The sequence below is a fragment of the Achromobacter sp. KK8 genome (genome assembly GCF_054188005.1).
Genome location: NZ_CM135178.1, coordinates 432,001 through 452,097, shown reverse-complemented (window position 1 = coordinate 452,097; position 20,097 = coordinate 432,001). Strand labels below are relative to the sequence as shown.

The 20,097-nt window shown below is 69.4% G+C and carries 17 protein-coding genes; 10 read left to right on the top strand and 7 right to left on the bottom strand.

Features of this window, described 5'->3' with window-relative positions; all coding sequences use genetic code 11:
* Positions 1–17: 17 nt before the first annotated feature.
* Together ACVN9Z_RS02210 and ACVN9Z_RS02205 are read right to left on the bottom strand one after the other, a co-directional pair.
* On the bottom strand, positions 18–353 hold the full coding sequence (locus tag ACVN9Z_RS02210) for a protealysin inhibitor emfourin (RefSeq protein WP_020926534.1): 336 nt from the start codon (positions 351–353) through the stop codon (positions 18–20).
* Positions 350–1,414 (bottom strand): M4 family metallopeptidase, encoded by a 1,065-nt coding sequence (locus ACVN9Z_RS02205; protein ID WP_054442839.1) that lies wholly within the window; start codon positions 1,412–1,414, stop codon positions 350–352. Before ACVN9Z_RS02205 ends, ACVN9Z_RS02210 begins: the two co-directional genes overlap by 4 nt.
* A 210-nt stretch (positions 1,415–1,624) precedes the next feature.
* On the opposite strand from ACVN9Z_RS02205, the gene ACVN9Z_RS02200 reads away from it, so the two are divergent.
* Entirely contained in the window at positions 1,625–2,254 is a 630-nt protein-coding gene (locus tag ACVN9Z_RS02200; protein ID WP_026384138.1) for a DMP19 family protein, read from the top strand.
* Between the two features lie 22 nt (positions 2,255–2,276).
* On the opposite strand, the gene ACVN9Z_RS02195 is transcribed toward ACVN9Z_RS02200, so the two are convergent.
* The gene (locus ACVN9Z_RS02195; protein ID WP_054442848.1) at positions 2,277–2,768 is read right to left on the bottom strand and encodes an anti-virulence regulator CigR family protein; all 492 of its coding nucleotides are present in this window, start codon (positions 2,766–2,768) and stop codon (positions 2,277–2,279) included.
* A gap of 270 nt (positions 2,769–3,038) precedes the next feature.
* On the opposite strand from ACVN9Z_RS02195, the gene ACVN9Z_RS02190 reads away from it, so the two are divergent.
* Positions 3,039–3,932 carry a prohibitin family protein gene (locus ACVN9Z_RS02190; protein WP_020926539.1) on the top strand — a complete coding sequence of 298 codons (894 nt, stop codon included), beginning with the start codon at positions 3,039–3,041 and terminating at the stop codon, positions 3,930–3,932.
* On the opposite strand, the gene ACVN9Z_RS02185 is transcribed toward ACVN9Z_RS02190, so the two are convergent.
* Entirely contained in the window at positions 3,925–6,021 is a 2,097-nt protein-coding gene (locus ACVN9Z_RS02185) for an EAL domain-containing protein (RefSeq protein ID WP_458213044.1), read from the bottom strand. The two genes, ACVN9Z_RS02190 and ACVN9Z_RS02185, sit on opposite strands and share 8 nt — an antisense overlap.
* Before the next feature lie 285 nt (positions 6,022–6,306).
* Between ACVN9Z_RS02185 and ACVN9Z_RS02180 the strand changes: the two genes are divergently transcribed.
* From ACVN9Z_RS02180 to fhuE, 4 genes are all read left to right on the top strand, one after another.
* Positions 6,307–6,549, top strand: a complete 243-nt coding sequence (locus ACVN9Z_RS02180) for a hypothetical protein (RefSeq protein ID WP_024070276.1) — start codon at positions 6,307–6,309, stop codon at positions 6,547–6,549.
* A 96-nt stretch (positions 6,550–6,645) separates the two neighbouring features.
* Entirely contained in the window at positions 6,646–7,149 is a 504-nt protein-coding gene (locus tag ACVN9Z_RS02175) for an RNA polymerase sigma factor (protein WP_024070275.1), read from the top strand.
* Positions 7,150–7,201: 52 nt separating this feature from the next.
* Entirely contained in the window at positions 7,202–8,197 is a 996-nt protein-coding gene (locus tag ACVN9Z_RS02170) for a FecR family protein (protein ID WP_458213043.1), read from the top strand.
* 59 nt (positions 8,198–8,256) lie between these two features.
* A complete protein-coding gene (fhuE, locus tag ACVN9Z_RS02165) occupies positions 8,257–10,719 on the top strand; it encodes a ferric-rhodotorulic acid/ferric-coprogen receptor FhuE (protein WP_458213042.1) in 2,463 nt (820 codons plus the stop codon).
* A gap of 37 nt (positions 10,720–10,756) precedes the next feature.
* On the opposite strand, the gene ACVN9Z_RS02160 is transcribed toward fhuE, so the two are convergent.
* Complete coding sequence (locus ACVN9Z_RS02160) at positions 10,757–11,491, bottom strand: SDR family oxidoreductase (protein ID WP_024070272.1); 735 nt, start codon at positions 11,489–11,491, stop codon at positions 10,757–10,759.
* Positions 11,492–11,605: 114 nt separating this feature from the next.
* Between ACVN9Z_RS02160 and ACVN9Z_RS02155 the strand changes: the two genes are divergently transcribed.
* The 4 genes from ACVN9Z_RS02155 (at position 11,606) to ACVN9Z_RS02140 (ending at position 16,529) form a co-directional block, all read left to right on the top strand.
* The gene (locus ACVN9Z_RS02155) at positions 11,606–12,403 is read left to right on the top strand and encodes a LysR family transcriptional regulator (protein ID WP_024070271.1); all 798 of its coding nucleotides are present in this window, start codon (positions 11,606–11,608) and stop codon (positions 12,401–12,403) included.
* An 80-nt stretch (positions 12,404–12,483) separates the two neighbouring features.
* Positions 12,484–13,005 (top strand): sigma-70 family RNA polymerase sigma factor, encoded by a 522-nt coding sequence (locus ACVN9Z_RS02150; RefSeq protein ID WP_458213041.1) that lies wholly within the window; start codon positions 12,484–12,486, stop codon positions 13,003–13,005.
* Positions 13,002–13,982 (top strand): FecR domain-containing protein, encoded by a 981-nt coding sequence (locus ACVN9Z_RS02145; RefSeq protein WP_238876283.1) that lies wholly within the window; start codon positions 13,002–13,004, stop codon positions 13,980–13,982. Before ACVN9Z_RS02150 ends, ACVN9Z_RS02145 begins: the two co-directional genes overlap by 4 nt.
* A 93-nt stretch (positions 13,983–14,075) precedes the next feature.
* On the top strand, positions 14,076–16,529 hold the full coding sequence (locus ACVN9Z_RS02140) for a TonB-dependent siderophore receptor (protein WP_458213040.1): 2,454 nt from the start codon (positions 14,076–14,078) through the stop codon (positions 16,527–16,529).
* 16 nt (positions 16,530–16,545) lie between these two features.
* Here ACVN9Z_RS02140 and ACVN9Z_RS02135 read toward each other — a convergent pair whose 3' ends face one another.
* A complete protein-coding gene (locus ACVN9Z_RS02135; protein WP_006387401.1) occupies positions 16,546–17,439 on the bottom strand; it encodes a GntR family transcriptional regulator in 894 nt (297 codons plus the stop codon).
* Entirely contained in the window at positions 17,436–20,096 is a 2,661-nt protein-coding gene (gene acnA / locus ACVN9Z_RS02130) for an aconitate hydratase AcnA (RefSeq protein WP_458213039.1), read from the bottom strand. Before acnA ends, ACVN9Z_RS02135 begins: the two co-directional genes overlap by 4 nt.
* Between the last annotated feature and the right edge of the window lies 1 nt (position 20,097).

Genomic DNA, 20,097 nt, shown 5'->3' with positions numbered 1-20,097 from the left:
CGCGCAGGCGCGTCGTTTTAGCCGCCGGCCTGGGTGCGCCACAGGCGCACCAAGACGTCGGGCGCCTGCGCCTCGGGCACGTCGAACGTGAGGCTGGCGGTATCGCCGCTGGCCGGGTCGCGGAACACCAGTTCCACATGGAAGTAGCGCTGGTCGCCGCCCTGCGCGGGGCAGTCCGGCGTGGCCAGCGGGGCGGTGCGGCGCAAGGCTTCGCCGACCTCCTGGCGCAGCCCGGGGGGGCAGTCGGTCAGGTCGATGCTGCGCGTGCGAGCCAGGCCGGGCAGGTAGGCCAGGCCGCCTTCGCGCGTCAGGCTGACACGCAGCGCGAATTCGAGCGGGGGCAGGTCGATCATGGCTGTATGCCCACCGCCGCCCAGGCGCCGGCCACGGCCTTGTGCGCGGCGTCGCCGTGCGCGCCCCGCGCCACGTCCAGCGTCAGGCGCGCGAACGTGGCGAAGTCGGCGTCGTGGCGCAACCGCTTGTCGCGCAGGGTGTCGTACCAGATGCGGCCGGCCACTTCCCAGGCCGGTCCCTTCAGCGCGGTCGCGGCCAGGTAGAAGGCGCGGTTCGGAATGCCCGAATTGATATGCACGCCGCCATTGTCCTGCGGCGTATCGACGTAGCCGCTCATGTGCGCCGGCTGCGGGTCCTTGCCCAGCACCGGATCGTCATAGGCGCTGCCCGGCTCGGCCATCGAGCGCAGCGCGCGGGCCCGCACTTTCGGCAGGAACAGGCCCTGGCCCACCAGCCAGTCGGCGTCGCTGGCGTCCTGGCCCAGGGCGTATTGCTTGACCAGCGCGCCGAACACGTCGCACAGCGATTCGTTGAGCGCGCCGGACTGGCCCTGGTAGGCCAGCGCCGCTTCGCTGTCGATGACGCCATGGGTGAGTTCGTGGCCGATGATGTCGACCGCCACGGTGAAGCGGTTGAACACCTCGCCGTCGCCGTCGCCGAACACCATCTGCGTGCCATTCCAGAAGGCGTTGTCGTAGTCTTCGCCGTAGTGCACGGTGCCCACCAGCGGCAGGCCGGCGCCATCGATCGAGTCGCGCTGGTAGACGTCGTGGAACAGCTTGTAGGTGGCGCCCAGGTGCTCATAGGCTTCGTCCACCGCCGGGTCGCCGCTGGCCTTCGCGCCTTCGGCGCGCACCAGCTTGCCGGGCAGGGTGGTGGTGTTGGCCGCGTCGTGCACCGCGCGTCGCGGTGTGCCGGCGGCCGGTGGCTGGCGCGGCGCCGCGACCTGGGCGCGGGGCGGTGGCACGGCCATTTCACGCAGCCCGCGCTGCTGCTGGTCGATGATGAGCGTCTTGACGGCCGGCATGCTTACGCGCGCATCGGCGTGCTGCGCCAGGCGGTCCAGGACATAAGGCGGGATCACGCCGATCAGGGGCGTGGACGCGGAGGGGCGCGGCATTGTCGATCTCCCTGTGAGGACATGGCGGACGCGGCGCGCGGGCCGGGCCCGGGGCAGGCTTTACGGTAGCAGATAGGCCTGGCGCGGGCGTAACAGTGTGCGGCCTGATGCTAGGAACGATAAACGAGCGCGGCGCGGCTCGACGCCCGCGGCGCGATCCGCTATCTTTCAGCGCGCCCCATCCCTTTCGCTTACGCTTCGAGACATCGCATGTCCGCCGACCACCGCATCCGCCATCTCGCGCTGACCGAGACCCACATCCTGCTGACGCTGGCCGACGGCCGCACGTTGCGCGAGCCGATCCGGCGGCATATCCGGCTGGAGAAGGCCAGCCCGGCCGAGCGCGCGCAATGGCAACTGGTGGACGACGACCATGGCGTGGTGTGGCCCGCGCTGCTGGCGCCTTCGGCCGCGGGCATGCTGAACGTGCGCGACCTGTTGTGGGACGCGCATTACGAGAGTGCGCTGGCGGCGCTGCGGGCGGTGGAGTGGAAGCTGGACAGCCTGCCGCAGCGCGAGCAGGAACTGGTTGCGCTGTGGCGCATGGAAGCCGACATCAACAACGGCGGTTTCATGCAGTTCCTGTGCAACTGGGGCGACCCGACCTGCCAACTGGCGCTGCTGGCGCTTGGCAAGATCGGCGCGGCGCGCACGCGCGCCATCCTGGCGGACATGCGTGGCCTGGTAGATCGTTTCGAGGCCGCGCCCGAGGTGATCCAGCTGAACGACATCTACGGCGCCATGACCGAGGCCGAGCAGGCGCGCCTGCATGAGCTGGACGAAGCCTATTTCGACTATCCGGACGACCTGGCGCGGCTGGGCCTGGCCTACTACGACTAGCCTGGCGGCCAGCCGGCGCGCTTCAGTCGAACACGTTCGCCAGCACGTCGGCGACGATGCCGGTGGCGATGGCGATCAGGATGAGGTCATTGCCGGCAACGCGCCATTCATAGCCGGGATGCACCGGCAGCCGGGCCAGCATCGGGCCGGGCACCATCTTCTTGGCGATTCCAGGAGGCAACGGCTTGCCGCGCGCCAGGTTCTTGCGGATGCCGGGCGGCAGGGAGCCATAGCCGGTGGCGCCGGCCTGCACCGCATAGCCGCGCGCGGTCGAGATGCTGATGCCGGCGGTGCTCAGGGTGACGCTGACGTTGGTGTCCGAATCCTTGCCGTTGCCCTTGTCGTTGCCCTTGTTCTTGCCGCCGCTGTTGCCATTGCCCTTGTTGTTGCCATTGCCGTTGCCATTGCCGGCGTGATCGGGTTTGCCGCGGTTTTCCGGCGGCGCCGACCAGGCGGGGGCCAGGAGGGTGGTACAGGCCAAGGCGGTCACGAAGATGGCGATCGAGCGGCGCATGATGGGGACCCGAAGTTGAGGTCCAAGCAGCGTACCGCAGCGCTGGAACGCGCGCCATCTCCATTGGCAAGTGGTTTTTCTTATTGCAACAACCGTAACCTTTCACGCCGCTGACTCGGGCTAGAATCGCTCGCTTCTATTCCGGGGGGAATGCCAGGTGCGATATTTCCTGATCTTGGTGGGGGCGGCCGTGGTCGCCTATTTGCTCGCGCGCGGCATCGCCGCCGTGCTCTCGGACCGCAAACGCAATAAATCAGAAAGGGACTCCAAGTGAAGCCGACCGACCTCCAGATCGTCAAGTCCGTCAAGCCGCGCAGCCTGAAGCTGGCCATCGGCACGGGCGTGTTGTTCGTGCTCATCCTGTGCCTCGCGTTCGGTTCCTGGTTCCAGGTGGACCAGGGCGAACGCGGCGTGGTGCTGCGCAACGGCAAGCTGGTGCGCGTGTCCGAGCCCGGCCTGGACTTCAAGACGCCCTTCATCGACAACGTGATGACGGTGTCGGTGCGCGACCACACTTTCGTGTTCGAGAAGCTGGAAGCCTACAGCTATGACCAGCAACCGGCCACGCTGCGCGTGTCGGTGACCTACCGCGTGCCGCCCGAGCACGTGGCCGAGCTGTATTCCGAATACGGCACCATCAGCAACCTGCAGATGCGCGTGCTCGAACGCAAGACGCCGGACGCGGTCAAGAACGTGTTCGGACAGTACACCGCCGTGCGCGCCATCCAGGAACGCCAGAAGCTGGGCCTGGACGTGAACAACGCCGTGCTCAAGACCATGGAAGGCGCGCCGGTCCAGGTGGTGGGCGTGCAGATCGAGGAAGTCGGCTTCTCGCAGGCCTACGAACATTCGATCGAGCAGCGCATGCTGGCCCAGGTGCAGATCGAGACCACGCGCCAGCAGAAGGAAACGGCGATGATCAACGCCGAGATCCAGGTGGTCAAGGCCAAGGCCGAGGCCGACGCGCGCCGCCAGCAGTTCACCGCCGAGGCCGACGGCATCCGCATGCGCGGCGAAGCCGAGGCCGCGTCGATCCGCGCCAAGGCCGAGGCCCTGGCCGCCAATACCAACCTGGTCAGCCTGAACGCGGTCGAGAAGTGGGACGGCGTGCTGCCGGCGACCCAGGTGCCGGGCGCGGCGCTGCCGTTCATCGGCATCAAGTGACGGCGGCGCTGCCGCGGGACGCGGCGGCTGGAGGGCGCCGCCGCGCGAATTCCATCATGTCGTCGCCGGACAGCGCCTTGCTGTAGAACCAGCCTTGCACGATGATCTCGGCGCTCGATTCGAGCGCCGAGATCTGTTCCGGCGTTTCGACGCCCTCGACGATGATCTGCAGGTCCAGCGCCTCGCAGAAGCGCAGCAGGCCGCTCATCACTTGCGCGCCGCGTTCGCTGCCCTGCGCCAGCACGAAGCTGCGGTCGATCTTGACCGCGTCGATTTCGAACTGGTGCAGGTAGCTCAGCGCCGAATAGCCGGTGCCGAAATCGTCGATATAGATTCTGCAGCCGATGCCGTGCAGCCGGTCGAACGCCTTGTGCAGGGCCTGCGCGTCCTCGACCAGCGCGTCCTCGGTGAGTTCCACCGACACCTGCCCGCGGGCCTGTTCCAGCACTTTGACGAGCTTGTCCAGATACGATTCCGACGTCAGCGTGCCGCTCGTGACGTTGACGGTCAGCGGCAGGGCGAAATCCGCCTTGCGCCAGGCGTGGCATTGCAGCACCGCCTGCTTGGCCACCCACAGATCCACCTCGCGCATCAAGTCCGCCTGCGCCAGCCAGCGCAGGAATTCGAGCGGCGCCTGCTGCATGCCTTCCGGGCCGGTGGCGCGCAGCAACGCCTCGCAACCGGTGCAGCGGCCATCACGCAATGACACCTGCGGCTGGTATTCGAGGTAGAAGTCGTATTCGCTGATGGTGCGGATACGGGAAATCTCGGCGCTGCGGCGCGCGCGGTTGGCATACGTGGAGACCACCGGGTCGTGCGCGAACAGCAGCGATTCCTCCTGCAGGCGCGGGAATGTGGTGTCCAGCGACTTGAAGTAGACGGTGGCGTCGGCCTTGCGCTGGCGTTCCAGCGCCACCACGAAGGGCGCGTAGATGCAGGTGCCCAGCGCGATCAGCACCACCTGCAGGATCACGCCGCCCAGGTGCCCGCCGGCGCTGAGATAGGCGTTGAGCAGCACCGGCGAAGTGAGCGGCAGCGTGACGGTGGCTGGCGGCATCCAATCGAGCTGCACCGCCGTCAACGCGATCAGGACGTTGCACACCGGCGCCAGGATGAACGGCAGCAGCAGGCGCGGGTTGAGGATCAGCGGCAAGCCGAACAGCAGGATTTCGTTGACGTTCAACAGCGATACGGGAATGCTCGCCAACGCCAGCAGCCGCAGCGATTCGCTGCGCGAGAACAGCAGGATGGCGGCCACCAGCGACAGTGTCGCGCCGGCGCCGCCGATGAAGGTGAAGGCGCCGAGCAGGCTGCCGTTCAAGGCGTACATGCCCTGGTAGCCGGCGGCGGCGCTGGCGGCATTCAACGCCGTGGCCTGGTCCAGTACGTCGATGACAGGCGACATCGCATGGTAGCCATGGATGCCGAAGAACCAGAAGATCGAGTTGAGCGCGGCGGTCGCAGGCCCGATGGTGAAGGGGCTTTCGAGCGAGGCCAGGTCCACCGGAATGTCGAACCGCGCGACGCCGGGAATCCGCAGCAAGGCGCTGACCGCCAGCGCCACGGCGGCGGCGGTCAGCACGCCCGGTATGACCATGTTGAGGGTGCCGCGCACGTTTTCGCCGATCAGGCCGTCGGGCGCCAGGCGGGTCCAGTGGCGCCGGTGCAGCCACGCCAGCAGCGGCACGCAGCCCAGCGGCAGCAGGATGGCGAGGCTCAGGATCAGGGTGGCGGCGGCGTGGGGATGGGGCGCCAGCAGTGCCTCGGCGATCACCACGTACGACAGGCACAGGAACGCCGCCGGCAGGTTGGGCACGCGATAGCGGATCGACAGCATGTAGCCGACCGAGGTGCCCACCAGCAACGGCATGATCGTGTTCAGCCTGGCGTGCACGGCGGCCAGGCCTTCGACCACGCCCGCGGGCAGGCCGGCCTGCCCGGCCACCACCGACAGCACCAGGAACAGCGCGGACACCAGCAGGCAGGGCATCGTCCAGAGCAGGCCCTCACGGATGGCGCGTAGCGCGCTGGCGCTGGCCAGGGCCGCCAACCGGTCTTTCGGATAGCGCATGAACCTTGATGTCGACATACCGGTATCGCCCAAAAAAGCCCGCTGCCGAAGGAGGGCCCGCCCCGGGGGCTGGCGCTGCGGCCGTCCCGGGTTTGTAAGAATCCTTTGCCGCATCCTAGCGCCTGAGTTCCCGGCTTAGCAATCGCGCGGGGAAAAAATCCTAGGGATTCCCCTCTGTCAAGAAATGAAAAGCCGGCGCATCGTGCGCATATCAGGAGGACGGCGGCGCGCTACGATCGGACGCAAGCCCTGGTTGGGCGGACGCCGCGGCTTCATGACAGGCTAGACCCAGAGGGAGACACGATGTCGCAGTTGGAGTGGGTGCCCGGCGACAAGACGCCGGAACGGCAGGGCTATTACGAAACGCGGTTGGACACGGGCGGCACCGCGATCACGCTGTACAGCGTCCTGGGCTGGATGCCGGTCAAGACGCCGGGCAATATGGTGAGCTGGCGGGCCTTGCCACCCGCCGCCGAAAGGCAGGAGGCCGAGCGCCACATCCAGGAATTGCGCGCGGCGCAGAGCCACGTGCCGATGGACTACTAGTGGCAATGGCTCGGCGGCAGCGCCAGGTGTTCTTGCGGGAATGAGAATTATTTGTAAAATCCGCAGCGTTGCCACACTACGCCACCGGATCGATCCATGTCCCGCCCCGCTTCGTCCCGTCCCGGATGGCTCGCCTGCTATGACGAGCTGATCGGCGCCTGGAGCCGCCGCTCGGGCAACCGGCACGACGCCGAGGACGCCGCGCACGACGCGATCGAGCACCTGCTCAACGCCGACGCCAGCGTGGCGGCCAAGGCGCGCGGCTATCTGTTCCAGGTGGCCGGACACCGCCTGATCGACCGCTGGCGCCGCCAGCATCGCGAGCAGCACGTGCCGTTGGATGAACTGGACGAGCGCGACCAGCCGGTGCACGCCGATCCCGAGTCACCGGTTCGCGCCGCGCGGCTGGCCGACGACCTGGCGCGGGTGCTGGCCGAACTGCCACCCAAGTGCCGCCAGGCCTTCGTCCTGAACCGCATCGAAGGCTGGACCCAGGCCGAGGTGGCCACCTGCATGGGGCTGTCCAAGAATATGATTGAACGCTACGTCATGCGAGCGATCCAACACGTGCAGGAACGCCTGCGCGAACACAATCCATGACGCCGTTCCTGCTTACTTCATGTCCGCGTTCCGGCGTGGACGGCCACCGACGATGACCGAGTCCTTTTCCCGCGATGCCGATGACCCGCGCCAGCCCGCCAGCGCCGCCTGGTGGTTCGCGCGCTGGCATTCGGGCGACATGACGCGGCGCGAGCGGCGCGCATTCGCGCGCTGGCGGCGCGAGCAGCCGGACGCGGCGCGCGAGTTCGACCGCATGCAGCAGTTGGGACAGGCCGCCGCGCAGTTGCCGCCCGACCGCGTGCGCGACCTGCTGGGCGGCGCGGTGCCGCCTCGCCCGGGCCGCCGGCGCATCGCCGCGCCGCTGCGCATCGCCTTAGCCTGCGCGGTGCTGGCGCTGGTGGCGCTGGTCGCTTGGTGGAGCCTGCCGGGCGAGGCGCCGACCTACACCATCGTGGTGGGGGCCGACCGCGGAGAACGCAAGCAGGTGACCCTGCCCGACGGCTCGGTGCTCGAGATCAACGGCAGCACGCTGGCCGAGGTCAAGTTCTATGCCGGCCGCCGCGAGGTCGAACTGCAAGGCGGTGAAATCCTCTTCAGCGTCAGTCCGGAAGCGGAACGGCCCTTCATCGTGCGCGCCGGCAGCGGCGACGTGCGCGTGACCGGCACGGTGTTCGACGTGCGGCGCGACGAGGACGTGGTCACCGTGCTGGTGCGCTCCGGCACGGTGGAAGTGACCGGCGGCCATTGGTGGAACCTGGGGCTGGCGGTATTGCGCGATGGCCACGGCATCCGCGTGCCGGGCAGCGGCGCCATCGGTGTTCCGGCGCCCGCCGACGTCGAGACGGCGCTGGCCTGGCAGACGGGCAGGGTGGTGTTCCGGAACGCGCCGCTGGCCGAAGTGGTGAGCGTGATGAATCGCTACCTGGCCACGCCGCTGCGGCTGGCCGACAGCAAGGCGGGACGCCTGCGGGTATCGGCCTCGTTCAGCCTGGACCGGCCCGAAGCATTGCTTGAGGCGCTACCGGCGGTGGCGCCGGTGAAGCTGACGCCTTCGGCATCCGGCGTCATCGACGTGACCGCGCGCTAGGCGTTACAAAATAATCGTCCCCGGCATTCAGGTTTTTTCGCCTCGGCATCGTTCTAGGAATGAAGGCGCGCCGCGCCCTGCCTTTGCAAGAAGGCTTCCTTCCTGTTCCTGAACCGAAACCGCCGCTGATCGTGAATGCTTCCTCCAGGCGCCGCGCGCGCGCCACGCCCCGTATCGTTCTTTCTTCCCTGATGCTGTCGCTGGCCCTGGCGACCGGTGTCTGCGGCGCCGCCGGGCCGCGGGCGTCCGCGGTGGCGGTGGACATTGCCGCCATGCCGCTGGACGAGGCGCTGTTGCAGTGGGCCGCGCAGACGCGCCAGCGCGTGTTCTATGCGCCTGAACTGGTGGCCGGCCTGCGCACGTCGGGCCTGCGCATGACCGCCAGTCCGGAGCAATCGCTGGCGCGCCTGCTGCAGGGCTCGGGCGTGGGCTATCGCTGGCAGGGCGACAGCATCGTCCTGACGCGGGAGGGCGAAGTGGCCAGCCTGGCGCCCGTGACGGTGCTGGGTGCGGGCGACCCGGCCGTGACCGAAGGCACCGGCTCGTACACCACGCCCGCCACGGCGGCGGCAACCGGATTGTCGTTGTCGCTGCGCGAAACGCCGCAGTCGGTCACCGTGGTGACGCGCCAGCGCATCGAGGACCAGAACCTGCGTTCGCTGGACGAGGTGATGGGCAACGTGGTCGGGGTGCAGGTGGTTTCCGAAGACAGCGACCGCACCGATTTCTGGTCGCGCGGTTTCTACATCGACAGCCTGCAGTACGACGGCGTGCCCACCACGATCGGCCTGTCCATGTATGGCGAGTCCAACAACGATTCCATCATCTATGACCGCATCGAGGTGGTGCGCGGCGCGACCGGCCTGATGACCGGCGCGGGCAATCCCTCGGCTTCGATCAACCTGGTGCGCAAGCACGCCAACAGCCGTGAATTCACCGGCGAGGTCAACGCCGGCATGGGGTCCTGGAACCGGTATCGCGGGTCGGCGGACCTGACCACGCCGCTGAACGCGGCGGGCACCGTGCGCGCGCGCATGGTGACGCTGTACCAGAAGTCCGATTCGTACATCGATCGCTATCGCGCCGACAAGAAGGTGTTCTACGGTGTGGTCGACGCCGATCTGACGTCCGCCACGCAACTGAGCGTGGGCATGGACTACCAGGACAAGCGGCCGCGCGGGTCGACCTGGGGCGGCCTGCCGGTGGTGTTCAGCGATGGCACGCCCACCGATTGGCGCCGCTCCAAGAGCAGCGCGGCCGATTGGACCTATTGGCACACGACGCAGCGCACGGCCTTCGCGACGCTGACGCACCGTTTCGACAACGATTGGGAGGCGCGGCTCGCCTGGTCGCAGCGCAAGAGCAAGTACGACGCCAAGCTGCTGTGGTTCAGCGGCAAGCCCGATCGCGCCAGCGGCGCCGGCTGGACCGGTTTCCCGGGGTACTGGAATTCCTATGCGCAGCAGACCGCGCTGGACCTGCAGGTCAAGGGCCCGTTCCAGTTGCTGGGCCGGCGTCACGAACTGGTGCTGGGCGCTTCGCGCAGCCGCTACAGCGAGGACTTCTACAGCTACGCGCGGCCCGCATCGATGGCGGACACCGGCTCGTTCTACGATTGGGACGGTTCCTATCCCGAGCCGGCCTGGGGTGCCTCGACGCTGCGCGACACCGTCACGCACCAGCGTGGCGTGTATGGCGCGGCGCGCTGGTCGCTGACCGACGACGTGACGCTCATCACCGGCGCTCGCCACGCCTCGTGGAAGTCGCGGTCGCCCACCCGCGACCAGCGCGATGCGCGCCTGTTGCCGTATGCTGGGGTGGTGGTCGACCTGGACCGTACCTATTCCGCATACGCCAGCTACACCGACATCTTCCAGCCGCAGGACTACCGCGACCGCAACGGCAACTACCTGGATCCGGTCGAAGGGCAGAACTACGAAATCGGCGTCAAGGGAGAATATCTGGACGGTCGGCTCAACGCGTCGCTGGCCTTGTTCAAGGTGAAGGAAACCAAGACCGCCGTGCCGGATCCCGGCTATGTGGTGCCGGGATCGACCGATGGCGCTTACCGGACCGCCGACGGCGTCACCACGCGCGGCATCGAAATGGAGCTGACCGGCCAGCTGGCGCCGGGCTGGAACACCACGCTGGGCGGCACCTACTACACCAGCCGCGACGTGCACGGCGTGTCGGTCAATACCGAGCGGCCGCGTGCCTCGGCCACGCTGTTCACCACCTATCGCCTGCCCGGGGCCTGGAACAGGCTGACGTTGGGCGGCGGCGCCAACTGGCAGATCAGCACCTACAGCAAGGTGGAGCTGGACGAGGGCAGCGTCATCGCCAAGCAGAAGGCCTACGCGATCTTCAACCTGATGGCGCGCTACGACTTCAGCGCGCACCTGTCGGCGCAGTTGAACGTGAACAACCTGTTCGACAAGAAGTACTACCTGGGCGGCGTGGCCAACCAGGTGTACTACGGCGAGCCGCGCAACGTGTTCCTGAACCTGAAGGCCACGTTCTAGCGCGGCGGCCGTGCAGGCCGCGTGACCCGGGCCTGCTTCAGGCCTGCTGGCGCGTCGCCGCCAGCACGATCTCGCGGATGCACACGCCTTGCGGCTGCGCATAGGCGTAGTAGACGGCGTTGGCCACGTCCTCGGCGGCCAGCACCTTGCCGCCCATGCCGGCCTTCCAGTCCTGGTAGCCGCTCTTGATGCCCGCGTCCGTGGTGTGGCTGAGCAGTTCGGTCTCGACCGCGCCCGGGGCGATGGTCACCACACGCACATTGTGTGGCGACAGTTCCTCGCGCAGGTTTTCCGACAGGCCATGTACCGCGAACTTGGTGCCGACGTAGGCCACGTGGTTGGGGAAAGTCTTGCGGCCGGCCACCGAACTGATGTTGATGATGGTGCCGCGACCGCGCTCGGCCATGCCGGCGGCGACGGCGTGCACGCCGTTGAGCAGCCCCTTGACGTTCACGTCCAGCATGCGGTCCCATTGCGCCGGGTCCTGGCGCGTGATGTCGCCCAGCAGCATGACGCCAGCGTTGTTGACGATGGCGTCGGCCGGACCATGCAGGGCTTCGGCCTCGCGCAGGGCGGCGGCCAGCGCGGCGCGGTCGGTCACGTCGACCTGGCGCGCCAGCGCATTCGGCAGGTTCAGCGCCTGCATCGGTTCCAGCCGCCGCGCCAGCAGCAACAGCGGGTGGCCGTGGGACGAGAACAGGCGCGCGGTGGCCAGGCCGATGCCGGAACTGGCGCCGGTGATGACGACGAGGGGGCGTTGAGGGGTAGTCATGAGGGAAACTCCAGATATCGATTATTCATATGCCTTAGGGGCTGGAGACCATTATGGGGCGGGCTTTTTTGCTTGAAAAATGGTTTATTCTTCTCGCATCGATCGGAAAAACTTATGGACAGCCGTCAGCTCAATGCCTTCATCGCGGTCTTCGAGGAACGCAACATCACCGCCGCCGCGCAACGCCTGCACCTGAGCCAGCCGGCGTTGTCGGGCACCATCAAGGCCCTGGAAGGCGTGCTTGGCACGCAGCTTTTCGAGCGCCAGGCGCGCGGCGTGTCGGTCACCGACGCGGCCCGCATCCTGTATCCGCAGGCGCGGCGCCTGGTGGCGCAGACCGAGTCGATGGCGCGCCAGTTCCGCCAGGACGCTCGCCTGGCGCAACTGCGCATCGGGGTCGAAGGCGAGATCGCGGGCGCGCACGTGCGCGCCTTCGTGGCGCAGGCCCGCCAGGCGGTGCCCAATCTGATGCTGCTCCTGCTGGAAGGCTGCGTCGGCGACGCCCGCCTGGCGACCGAGGACGAACGCTGCGAGGACGAGCTGTTCGTGCCGCTGTGGGACGACCCCTATGCCATCGCCATGCCCTTGGATGCGGGCACGGCCGCACCGGCGTGGATCGTGTGCCCCGACCACCCCAGCCACCAGCGCCTGTTGCCGTACTACGGCGCCGCCGCCAACGCGCCGGCCGGCCAGGCTGGCTCGCTGCGCCTGGCGCTGGAACTGGTGGCCGCCGGCGTCGGCGCCTGCGTTGCGCCGCATTCCCTGATCGCGCAGCAAGCGGACGTGGCGATCCACGACCTCGACGGCCTGGCGCTGTCGCGCCGCATCGGCCTGTGCTATGCGGCGCAGGCGCTGGACAAGCCGGCGCTGGCATTGCTGACGGAACATCTGCGGGAGGCAGGCCAGGGCTGAATGGCGCGCGGCTGCCTGGTAGCGGCGCGAATGGGATAAAATAGTAACAATTCCCATTTAGATTGCTCGCGAGCTGCGCCGTGTCCTCGACCGATACCCTGCCCACCGACACCGTCACGCAGATCTACCGCGAGCACCATGGCTGGCTGTCGGCCTGGCTGCGCAAGAAGCTCGGCAATTCCTTCGATGCGGCCGACCTCGCCCACGATACGTTCCTGCGCCTGATGGCGGCGCGCGTGAGGGCAGGCGGCGGCGACGAGCCGCGCGCGCTCCTCACGCACATCGCCAAGGGGCTGGTGGTGGATCACTGGCGCCGCCGCGCGCTGGAGGACGCCTATCAAGCCGCCGCGGCGCAGCTGCCGGCGCGCGAGGTGCCGTCGCCCGAGGTGCGGGCGCTGATCCTGGAGACCCTGTACGCGATCGATGCCACCTTGCGCACCCTGCCGGCCAAGACCCGCGAGATCTTCCTGTCGTCGCAGTTCGACGGCATGGCGTATGCCGACATCGCGCGCGCGCAACGCGTATCGCTGGCCACGGTCAAGCGCCACATGCAGAAGGCGCTGACGGCCTGCCTCATCGCCTACCAGGCGGGTTCCGCATGAGCGCGACGCCGGACCCCGCCCTGCTCGAGGAGGCCGCCGGCTGGCTGGTGCGCTTCCAGTCGGAAACCCTGTCGGTCGCGGACCGCGCGGCGTTCGAGCGCTGGCGCGATCGCAGCGCGGCGCATGCCGCCGCCTGGCGCCGGGTCGAAGACATGCTGCGCAGTTTCGGCCAGGTGCCGCCGGCGTTGGGCGCGCATACGCTGCGGCGCCTTGAGCGGCCCGCGCGCCGGCAGGTCCTGCGCACCGCGGGCGGCCTGCTGCTGGCGGGACCGGCGGCCTGGCTGGCCTGGCGCGAGGTGCCCTGGCGCGAATGGAGCGCCGACGCCCGCACGGCCATCGGCGAGCGGCGGCAGATGCTGCTCGCCGACGGCACGCGCCTGTGGCTGAACACCGCCACCGCGGTGGACATCCAGTACAGCGCGCGGCAACGGCTGGTCTGGCTGCGCGCGGGCGAGATCCTGCTGACCACCGGCAAGGACCCGGCGCCGGCGCCGCGGCCGTTCCTGGTGCAGACCGGGCTCGGCAGCGTGCAAGCGCTGGGCACGCGCTTCATGGTGCGCGACGAGGGCGCCGCCATCCAGGTCGCGGTGTTCGAGGACGCCGTGGAAATCCGCGCTGCCGGCGGCGCGCGCCGGGTGCTGCGCGCGGGGCAGCGGGCCCGCTTCGACGCGGACGCCATCGGGCCGGACCAGGCCGCGGACGCCGCGCAGGTCTCGTGGGAGCACGGCATGCTGGCCGCGCGCAATTGGCGGCTGGCCGATCTGGTGGACGAACTGGCGCGCTACCGGCGCGGCTTTCTGCGTTGCGATCCCGAGGTGGCCGGGTTGCGGGTATCGGGCGCGTTTCCCCTGGCCGACACCGACGCCAGCCTGCGGCTGCTCGAGAAGACGCTGCCGGTGCGGATCCAGCGCGTCACGCCGTATTGGGTCACCGTGGCGGCGCGGCCGGCGGGCGGCGAGACCGTCGTTACAAATTAATCGCCGCCGCGCTGACACTTTTTCCGCCTTCGTCCGGTGTACCGGGTGAATCGTCGCGGCCAGGCCGCGAGGCCCGCCCACGAAGGATCTTCCATGCCCGTCCGCCATTCCCGTCATCCGTTCCGCCGCGCGCGGCCCCAATCCCGCCCGGCGCTGGCCACGGCCCGCGCGCTCGGGCTGGGCCTGGCCCTGCTGCTGTCGAGCGGGGCGCCGGCCGCGCGCGCCGCCGACGACGCCAGCGCCGCGCGCGGCAACTCCTATGCGATTGGGGCGGGGGCGCTGGGCGACGTGCTGGCGCAGTTCGCCGCCGCTTCGGGCGTGCCGCTGTCGTTCGACCCGGCCTTGCTGGCCGGGCGCCACAGCGACGGCTTGAACGGCGTCTATACCGTGCGCGATGGCTTTGCGCGGCTGCTGGCCGGTTCCGGCTTCGCCCTTGCCGAGCAGGGCGATGGCGCCTACTCGCTGCGCAGGCTGCCGGCGTCGGGCGAGACCACCACCTTGCCGAACATCGTCGTGGCCGGCGCCGGCGCACCCGCCTCGGCCCTGCCGGCCAGCTATGCCGGCGGCCAGGTCGCGCGGGGCGGCCGGCTGGGCATGCTGGGCAACCGCGACGTGATGGACGCGCCTTTCAGCGTCGCGAACTATACCGCCGACCTGCTGGCCAATCGCCAGGCGGTGACGCTGGCCGATGCGCTCAACGTCGATTCCTCGGTGCGCTTCACCGGCCAGATCGGCGGGGTGACGGATTCGTTCTACATCCGCGGCTTCCCGATAGGCGAAGGCAACCTGGGCGAGATCGCGTTCGACGGGGTCTATGGCGTGGCGCCCAACTACCACGTGTTCACCGACTACATCGAACGCGTCGAGGTGCTCAAGGGTCCGGCCGCGCTGCTGTATGGCATGTCGCCCAACAGCGGCGTGGGCGGCGTCATCAACATGGTGCCCAAGCGCGCCTTGCCGCAAGACCTGACGCGGGTGTCGGCCGACTACGCCGGCACCTCGCAGTTCGGCGGCCGCGTCGACCTGAGCCGGCGCTTCGGCGATGATGGCGCCTGGGGCGTGCGCGTCAATGGCCTGCACCGGCAGGGCGACACGCCGCTGGACAACCTGCATTCGCGCACCGACATCGGCGCGCTGTCGCTGGACTACCAGGGTGAAAAGCTGCGGGCCTCGCTGGACCTGCTGACGCAGGAGGAAAAGGTGGACGCGCCGACGCGGCCATTCCTGGTGGCCGCCGGACTGCGCACGCCGGACGCGCCCGATGGCCGGCGCAACGCGACCCAGCCTTGGGGCTGGTGGAAATCTTCCGGGCAGTCCGCGCTGCTGCGGGTGGAGTATGACGTCGGCGAGCGCCTGACCGTGTTCGCCGACGCGGGCGGTTCGGATACCTCCATCGACCGGCTGTCCGACCAGACCCCCACCATCGTCAACGCCGCTGGCGACACCGTGGTGACGCCCAACCATTTCAAGTTCCAGGTCGACCGCAGCACCTACAACGCCGGCCTGCGCGCCCGGCTGGATACCGGCCCGGTAAGCCACGCCGTCACTTTCATGGGCACGCTGTACAGCGACCGCAACGCGCAGGCCAGCGTGAATGGAACGCCGCTGTCGTCCAACATCTATCACCCGGTGACGCGGCCGCGGCAGGACATCGCCGCGCCCGCCAGCGTGCCCAAGGTGTCGTCCTCGGACCTGACCGGCTTCGCGCTGGCCGACACCATGAGCGTGCTGGACGAGCGCGTGCAGCTGACGCTGGGAGCGCGCCAGCAGCGCGTCGAGTCGCGCAATTTCAATCCCGTCAGCGGCGCGCGCACGGTCAGCTACGACGAAAGCGCCGTCACGCCGCTGGCCGGACTGGTGCTCAAGCCGTGGCACAACGTTTCGTTCTACGCCAACTACATCGAGGGCCTGAGCAAGGGCGACGTGGCGCCGGCCACCGCGTCCAACGCCGGGCAGGTGTTCAAGCCGTACAAGTCCAAGCAGAAGGAAGTGGGCGTCAAGGTCGACTTCGACAGCGCCATGCTGACCCTGAGCGCATTCGAGATCACCAAGCCCAGCGGCCAGTTGACGGGCACGGTGTATGCCGCGGACAGCGAACAGCGCAACCGCGGCCTGGAGCTGAACCTGTCGGGCGAGCCGCTGCGCGGCCTGCGCCTGCTGGGGGGCGTGACCTTCCTGGATGCCGAGCTGACGCGCACCAGCAACCCGGCCACGCGCGGCAACCGGCCGGTGGGCGTGCCGCGCTGGACGGCCAACCTGGGCGCGGAGTGGGATACGCCCTGGGTCGCCGGGCTGACCCTGACCGGCGGCGTGATCCACACGGGCACGGAATACGTCAACCAGGCCAACACCCAATCGGTGTCCTCATGGACCACCTTCGACCTGGGCGCGCGCTACGTCACGCGCATGCACGGCAACAACCTGACCTTGCGCGCCAATGTCGTCAACGTGTTCAACCGCGCCTATTGGTCGGGCGTGGCGTCCTACGGCACCATCTCGCAAGGCGTGCCGCGCACGCTGATGCTGTCGGCCTCGATGGACTTCTGACGGCGCCTGGCGCGCGCTACGGCGCCAGGATGCCGCGGATGCGGGCCAGGTTGTCGAGCGTGCTGCGCAGGTGATGCGCCAGCGCCCGGGAGGCTTCTTCGTTGCGTTCGCGTTCGAGCAGGTCGAGGATTTCCAGGTGCTGGTCGCAATGCTGGCGGTAACGGCTGCGATCCTGCATCGAGCGGTACGACAGCAGCCGGCGCACGCGGTTGACGCGCTTGATGGTCTCGATGAAGAACGGGTTGCCGGAGGCTTCGACCAGCGACTCGTGAAAGCGCACGCCGCGCTCGTGCAAGCGGTCGGGGCTGTCGCCGTCGATGCCGCCGTCGAGCAGGTGGCGTTCGGCGGCGCGGCAGCGCTGCAGCACGGCGGGGTCCAGGCGGAACGTCGGTTCCAGCAGCGCCGCCGGCTCCAGCGCCAGGCGCAGGCGGTACGACTGCAACAGGCTGTCGGGCGTGGTCATCATCGACGAGAACTCCCAACCGTAGCCGGGGCGCCGCTCGGCCCAGCCTTCCTGCGCCACGCGCGCCAGCAGGGCCTGGGCCTGGGCTTGCGTCAGGCCATAGCGGGCCCGCAGCTGGGCCTCGCTGCATTGCAGCGGCAGCGCGCCGCGCAGCAGCTCGTCGGCCAGGCGGAAATAGCTTTGCGTGACGATGTCGTCGGCGACGGGGGCCAACGCGGCCGGCGCGTGCGCCAGCGCGTCATGATCGAGTTGCAGGAAATAGCCGCGGTTGGGCTGGCGCGCCACGATGCCATGCCGTTCCAGCAGGACCAGCGCGTCGTTCACCGGCGAGCGCGACAGGCGCAGGCGGTCGGCCAGTTTCTGCGCGCTCAGGTGCGCGCCGGGGCTCAGGCGGTCTTGCTGGATCAGTGCCAGGATCTTGTTGGCGGTGTGGGTCTGCGCGCTCATGGGTGGACGGAAATCGGCGGGGGTTCGGCCCGGCGCTCCGGCGTCCGTGCGCGGTCGCCGAGCGTGTCCGCCAGGATAGCCGGAATCACGCCGCCCATCCGTAGCAAGCGCAGTTCCAGCTGGGTCTCCACGGCTGCCGTGGCGCGCAGCGATTGCGTGGCGCCGTTGGCGCGCAGCAGCCGCACGGTGATGGACTGGCGCGGCGCCAGCTCGTGCGCGGGACAATCGATCTCGATGCGGTCGCCGGGCCGCAACGCCAGGCTTTGCGGCCCGGCGTCCGCGGCCAGCCGCAGGGGCAGGATCCCCATGCCGATCAGGTTGGAACGATGGATGCGTTCGAAGCTCAGCGCCAGCACCGCGCGGATGCCGAGCAGCCGCTGGCCCTTGGCGGCCCAGTCGCGCGAGGAGCCGGTGCCGAAGCGTTCCCCGGCCACCAGCACCACCGCGTCGCCGTCGCGGCGATAGCGCTCGGCGGCCTCCCAGATCGGTGCGATGGCGCCGCTGGGCGCATGCACCGTGTGGCCGACCGGGGCGTCGGGACACAGCAGGTTGGCCAGGCTCCTGCTGTAGAACGCGGCGCGCATCATCACCTGCCAATTGCCGCGGCGCGAGGCGAATACGTTCAGGTCGTCGCGGTCATCGCCTTGGGCCACCAGGAAGTCGGCGACCAGGCTGTCGGGTGGAATGGCGCTGGCGGGCGAGAGGTGGTCGGTGGTGACGTCGTCGCCCAGCACCAGCAACGGGTGCGCGGCGTAGCGGCCCAGCTGGCTTGCCGGGCCGGCGGCGGCAAAGGGCGGCCGGCGCAGCGCGGTCGAGGCCGGGTCCCAGGGAAAACAGGGCGTGGCGGGCGACCGCAGGGCCTGCCAGCCCGGATTGGCGCTGGCCGCCTGGAACGCCCGCTGGAAATCGTCGGCGCGCACGCCGCGCGCCAGCGCCGCGTCGATCTCGTGGTCGTCGGGCCAGAGATCGCGCAGGAACACCGCGCGCCCATCGGGCGCGACCTGCACCGGCTCGCTCGCCAGGTCGCGCTCGGCGTCGCCGGCCAGCGCGAAGGCAATGACCAGGGGCGGCGACATCAGGAAGCCCAGGTCCAGGTCCGGGTGGATGCGGCCGGTGAAATTGCGGTTGCCGGACAGCACCGCCACCGGCCGGACGGCGCCGGCCGCCATGGCCTCGCGCACCACCGGCGGCAAGGGGCCGGCGTTGCCGATGCAGGTGGTGCAGCCATAGCCAACGATGCCGAAGCCGACCGCCTCCAGGTCATCGAGCAGGCCGGCGCGCGCCAGATAGTCGGCGGCGGCGGGCGAGCCCGGGCCGAGCGAGGTCTTGACCCAGGCGGGCGCCTTGAGCCCGGCGCGGCGCGCCTTGCGCGCCAGCAGGCCGGCCGCGACCAGCAGGCGCGGGTCGGAGGTGTTGGTACAGCTGGTGATGGCGGCGATGGCGATGGCGTGGCGCGGCAGCGGCGAGGCCGTCGCCGGCGTGAACGCCTGGGCGGCGAGAAGGGCGCGGGTATGTTCGTAGGGATGCAGGTCCTGCGGCCGCGTGGGGCCGGCCACCCGGGTGCCGACCTGGTCCAGCGCGATCTCGACCACGCGCGTATAGCGCGGCGTGGCCGCCGGATCCAGCGCCAGGCCCGCGCTGGCCGCGTAGGCGCCGACCCGCGCCACCTGGGCCGCGTCGCGGCCGGTCTGGCGCAGGTAGTCGAGCGTATTGCCGTCGATGGGGAAATAGCCGGTGGTGGCGCCGTACTCCGGCGCCATGTTGGCCACCACGCAGCGGCTGCCGGCCGACAGGGTGGCGACGCCGGGACCGAAGAACTCCACGAATTCGCCGGATACGCCGATGGCGCGCAGGCGCTGGGTCACGGTCAGCGCCAGGTCGGTGGCGGTGATGCCGGCCGGCAGCGCGCCGCTCAGCCGCACACCGATCACGTCGGGAATGCGCAGCATGGTCGGCATGCCGAACATCACCGTCTGCGCCTCCAGCCCGCCCACCCCCCAGCCCAGCACGCCGATGCCGTTGATCATCGGCGTGTGGCTGTCGGTGCCGATCATCATGTCCGGGTGCAGCATGCCGTCCTGCTCGCACACCACGGTCGCCAGCTGCTCCAGGTTGATGGTGTGCATGATGCCGGTGCCGGGCGGATGGATGCGCACGTTGGACAGCGCCTGCGAGGCCCAGCGCAGGAAGCGGTAGCGCTCGGCGTTGCGGCGCAGTTCCAGCGCAAGGTTGCGCGCGGCCGCATCCGCTTGCGCATAGGCCTGCACCGCCAGCGAGTGATCCACCGACACGTCCACCGGCAGCACCGGATTGAGCGCGCGCGGGTCCATGCCGGCCTCGTCCAGGGCGTCGCGCATGGCGGCGATATCCACCAGCGCGGGCGTGCTGGTGGTGTCGTGCATCAGGACGCGGCCGGGCTGGAAGGCGATCTCCGCCTCGCTGGTGCCGCGCGCCAGCCACGCGAACAGGGCCGCCACGGCCGCGTCGCGCTCGGCGCCGCGCATGTTGCGCAAGGCGTTTTCCAGCAGCAGCCGCAGCACCACGGGCAGGCGCAGGAAATCCGGACCGTACCGGCCCGCCATGTCGATGTGGGTATAGGCGACGCCGTGCAGCGTGAAGCCGGTGCGGCGGGGTGGGGTGTCGTCGGGGGTCTCCATG

Coding starts and splice junctions, on each gene's coding strand:
- ACVN9Z_RS02180 (WP_024070276.1), top strand. CDS start 6,307: ATGTCGCAGTTGGAGTGGGTGCCCGGCGACAAGACGCCGGAACGGCAG.
- ACVN9Z_RS02155 (WP_024070271.1), top strand. CDS start 11,606: ATGGACAGCCGTCAGCTCAATGCCTTCATCGCGGTCTTCGAGGAACGC.
- ACVN9Z_RS02200 (WP_026384138.1), top strand. CDS start 1,625: ATGTCCGCCGACCACCGCATCCGCCATCTCGCGCTGACCGAGACCCAC.
- ACVN9Z_RS02170 (WP_458213043.1), top strand. CDS start 7,202: ATGACCGAGTCCTTTTCCCGCGATGCCGATGACCCGCGCCAGCCCGCC.
- ACVN9Z_RS02135 (WP_006387401.1), bottom strand. CDS start 17,439: ATGAGCGCGCAGACCCACACCGCCAACAAGATCCTGGCACTGATCCAG.
- ACVN9Z_RS02145 (WP_238876283.1), top strand. CDS start 13,002: ATGAGCGCGACGCCGGACCCCGCCCTGCTCGAGGAGGCCGCCGGCTGG.
- ACVN9Z_RS02140 (WP_458213040.1), top strand. CDS start 14,076: ATGCCCGTCCGCCATTCCCGTCATCCGTTCCGCCGCGCGCGGCCCCAA.
- fhuE (WP_458213042.1), top strand. CDS start 8,257: ATGAAGGCGCGCCGCGCCCTGCCTTTGCAAGAAGGCTTCCTTCCTGTT.
- ACVN9Z_RS02210 (WP_020926534.1), bottom strand. CDS start 353: ATGATCGACCTGCCCCCGCTCGAATTCGCGCTGCGTGTCAGCCTGACG.
- ACVN9Z_RS02185 (WP_458213044.1), bottom strand. CDS start 6,021: ATGTCGACATCAAGGTTCATGCGCTATCCGAAAGACCGGTTGGCGGCC.
- ACVN9Z_RS02160 (WP_024070272.1), bottom strand. CDS start 11,491: ATGACTACCCCTCAACGCCCCCTCGTCGTCATCACCGGCGCCAGTTCC.
- ACVN9Z_RS02175 (WP_024070275.1), top strand. CDS start 6,646: ATGTCCCGCCCCGCTTCGTCCCGTCCCGGATGGCTCGCCTGCTATGAC.
- ACVN9Z_RS02195 (WP_054442848.1), bottom strand. CDS start 2,768: ATGCGCCGCTCGATCGCCATCTTCGTGACCGCCTTGGCCTGTACCACC.
- ACVN9Z_RS02205 (WP_054442839.1), bottom strand. CDS start 1,414: ATGCCGCGCCCCTCCGCGTCCACGCCCCTGATCGGCGTGATCCCGCCT.
- acnA (WP_458213039.1), bottom strand. CDS start 20,096: ATGGAGACCCCCGACGACACCCCACCCCGCCGCACCGGCTTCACGCTG.